Raw genomic sequence first — 3,572 nt, forward strand, 5'->3', positions numbered from 1 at the left:
CCGGAATTGCGCGACAGCAGGATCACCTCGACCGGCGGCTTGTCCCCTGCCAGGGCGTTGAGCCCCAGCAATTTCTTTACCAGGGGAAACGCCACGCCCGGCGCCAGCACATCATTCTCGTGCTCGATCTGGAAATCACGATAGGCATCCAGCCCATCGCGTTCGAACAATGCATGGCTGTCACCAAGGTCAAACAGGGCGCGTGAGGAAATCGCGACCATCAGGCGGTCATCCACGGCCGCCTCTTCAATGGCACGGAGCGGTTCCGGGGAGCTCACTGGCATGCTCGTGAATCGACGACCATTGCGGGTGCCGGCAAAGAGTTGCCGACGCCCGCTGCGAGGATGAGGAAAGAGTCCGGTGCCAGGATGCGCAGGTGCTGCACGTTCATTGAGGGGGCTCCATGCTCATGACCCATGCAGTGTAATGCGCTGCGCGGCGCACTGCGAGGCGCCGCGCCATGCCCGAGCACGCAGCGGTTCACAGCAGGAACTGCTCGTCGAGGATGCGTTCCTCGAGGTTGTGTTCGGGATCGAACAACAGGCGCACTGCATGCTGCGGGGCCTGGCGGATCTCGACATTGAGCACATCCCGCACCTCATGGTAGTCCGCGGTGGCGCTCACCGGACGCTTGTCCGGGTCCAGTGTGCGCAAGCCCACGCGGGTGGTATGCGGCAGGATGGCGCCGCGCCAGCGTCGCGGGCGAAAGGGACTGATCGGCGTCATGCCAAGCACGTTGGCATCCAGTGGCAGAATCGGTCCATGCGCCGACAGGTTGTAGGCCGTGGAGCCGGCCGGTGTGCAGATCAGCAGACCATCGCAGACCAGCTCATCAAGCTTTTCGTTGCCGTTGAGCATGACCCTGAGATGCGCGGCCTGATTGCTCTGACGCAGCAATGAAACTTCATTGAAGGCCAGCTCCGTGACCTCCTCGCCGGCGGCTGTGGTGGCACGCATTTCAAGCGGGTGCAAGACCGCAGGATGCGCACGCTCCACGCGCGAGGCAAGATCGTTTTCGCTGAACTGGTTCATCAGGAACCCGACACGGCCCATCTTCAGACCGTAGAACGGAATCTCCAGACCCAGATAACGGTGCAGGGTCCGCAACATGAAACCGTCGCCGCCCAGGGCGACGATGACATCCGCTTCTTCCGGCGCAATCCGATCGCAATGCGCATTCAATTGCTCCGCCGCTTCCCGCGCAGCGGGTGCCTCACTGGCAATGATGGCAAATCGCATCGACTGGTATTCCGTGGACAGTATCTGGGTCCAGCTTACTCAGTCCACGGTCCGCTGCGCCAGCTGCGCAAGACGACGAACCGCCACCGAGGCAATCGCATAATCCGCATTCTGGGTCAGGATATCGGCCAGCATGGAGCGCACATGCGCCAGCGGCGGATCATCACGGTCCAGCCACGCAGCCACCGCATTTTCGCCCGGATGGTCCCCTGCGAAAGCCAGCACCTGGACCGACAGTGCACGGTGCTGCTGGCTCAACTCCTCCAACAACGCGCCGCGCGCCTGCGCATGCCAGCTGCTTTCCACTGGAAGGGCCTCGATCTGGCCACGCAGCCAGTCCAGGTCCAGCGCCCCGGCCAGATGGAAGAACACGCTGGCCACCTGGGCCACCGGTTTGCCGCTGGACATCGAGACCTCGACCATGTCCAGGGATGAACGCAATACCGGCATGCGCGCCAGGCGCAGCGCCAGGTCCGCAGGCATGCCCAGGCCTTCCCACTTCTCCATGCCGGCCTCGAAGTCGGCTCGGCCGGTGGCGGTCAGGGCGCCCGGAAGGGCCTCGCGCAGGGCGGTCACGCCGGGACGGTAGCGTTCGACGTTTTCGGCGATGTCCAGCGAACCCCCGACCCGGCCCAGCAGCCAGCGCGTGAGTTGCCGCAGCAGGGACCAGATGTGCAGCATCGCGTCGATCTGGGTATCTTCTGCAACCTTGCCGTCCAGCGCCTCGATGTCCGCCCACAGCGCGCGTGCATCCAGGATCTCGCGTGCGGCCGTGAAGGACTTGGCGATGGCCGCCGGATCGCGCCCGGTGTCCTCATGGATGCGCATCATGAATGTCGCGCCCATGCGGTTGATGGTCGAGTTGGTGACCGCAGTGGCGATGATCTCGCGCTTCAGCCGATGCCGCTGCATGTGTTCGGCATACGGCTTGCGCAACGGCAGTGGGAAGTAGCGCTCGAGTTCGCGCGACAGATACGGGTCCTCGGGCACATCCGAGTCCAGCAACTGCTGGAACAGCTTGAGCTTGTCGTAGGACAGCAACACCGAAAGCTCCGGCCGGGTCAGGCCCATCCCCCGGGCCTTGCGTTCGGTCAGCTCGGCGTCACTCGGCAGCGACTCGACCTGGCGATCGAGCATGCCCTCGGCCTCGAGCGTGCGGATGAAATGCGCCATCGAACCGATCCGCTTGGCCGACATGTGCTCCATCAGGGTGATGGCGTAGTTCTGCCGGTAGTTGTCCCATAGCACCAGACGTGCGACCTCTTCGGTCATCGCCGCCAGTTGCGTGTTGCGGCCTTCCAGATCCAGCTCGCCGCGATGCACGGCATCGCCCAGCAGGATCTTGATGTTGACCTCGTGATCGGAGGTGTCCACGCCAGCCGAATTGTCGATGAAGTCGGTGTTCAGCAGTACCCCGTTCAGGGCCGCCTCAATGCGGCCCTTCTGGGTCAGGCCAAGGTTGCCGCCCTCGCCCACCACCTTGCAGCGCAGTTCATTGCCGTTGATGCGCAGCGCGTTGTTGGCCCGGTCGCCGGCGTCGGCATGGCTCTCGCCCGAGGATTTCACATAGGTGCCGATGCCGCCATTCCAGAGCAGGTCGGCAGGTGCCTTCAGGATCGCGCTCATCAGCTCAGAAGGCGGCAGGTGCTCGATATCCTTGCGCAGCCCCAGGGCCTTGCGCGCCTGTGGGGAAACCGGAATCGCCTTGGCCGAACGTGACCACACGCCTCCGCCTTCGGAAATCAGCTTGCTGTCGTAATCCTCCCAGCTGGAGCGGGGCAGCTTGAACATGCGTTCGCGTTCCGCGAAGGACATGGCTGCATCCGGGTCCGGATCGATGAAGATGTGTCGATGGTCGAAGGCTGCAATAAGCCGGATGTGCCGGGACAGCAGCATGCCGTTGCCGAACACGTCGCCGGACATGTCGCCCACGCCCACGCAGGAGAAGTCCTCGCTCTGGCTGTCACGGCCCATGGCGCGGAAATGGCGCTTGACCGACTCCCATGCGCCCTTCGCGGTGATGCCCATGCCCTTGTGATCATAGCCATTGGACCCGCCTGACGCGAAGGCATCGCCAAGCCAGTAGCCATGGTACTGGGCAATGCCGTAGGCGATGTCGGAGAAGGTCGCGGTGCCCTTGTCGGCGGCGACCACCAGATACGGATCGTCGTCGTCGTGGCGAACCAGGTTCTTGGGCGGGACAACCTTGCCGTTCTCCAGGTTGTCCGTGATGTCCAGCAGACCCTCGATGAACATCCGGTAGCAGGCCACGCCTTCTGCCAGCACTTCCTCGCGTTCGCCGCTCTCGGGCGGATGCTTGACGAAGAAGCCGC

Annotated in this window: 3 protein-coding genes; all 3 read right to left on the bottom strand. The window is 63.7% G+C overall.

Features of this window, described 5'->3' with window-relative positions; all coding sequences use genetic code 11:
* Positions 1–284 (bottom strand): 5'-nucleotidase (locus PF446_RS03320; protein WP_298069713.1); only part of this gene is annotated, 284 nt, incomplete at its 3' end.
* Between the two features lie 196 nt (positions 285–480).
* On the bottom strand, positions 481–1,239 hold the full coding sequence (locus tag PF446_RS03325) for an NAD kinase (protein WP_298069715.1): 759 nt from the start codon (positions 1,237–1,239) through the stop codon (positions 481–483).
* A 39-nt stretch (positions 1,240–1,278) separates the two neighbouring features.
* The coding region (locus tag PF446_RS03330) for an NAD-glutamate dehydrogenase domain-containing protein (RefSeq protein WP_298069717.1) at positions 1,279–3,572 on the bottom strand (2,294 nt) is incomplete at its 5' end.

The sequence above is a fragment of the Oleiagrimonas sp. genome, from assembly GCF_027858935.1.
Lineage (GTDB): Bacteria > Pseudomonadota > Gammaproteobacteria > Xanthomonadales > Rhodanobacteraceae > Oleiagrimonas.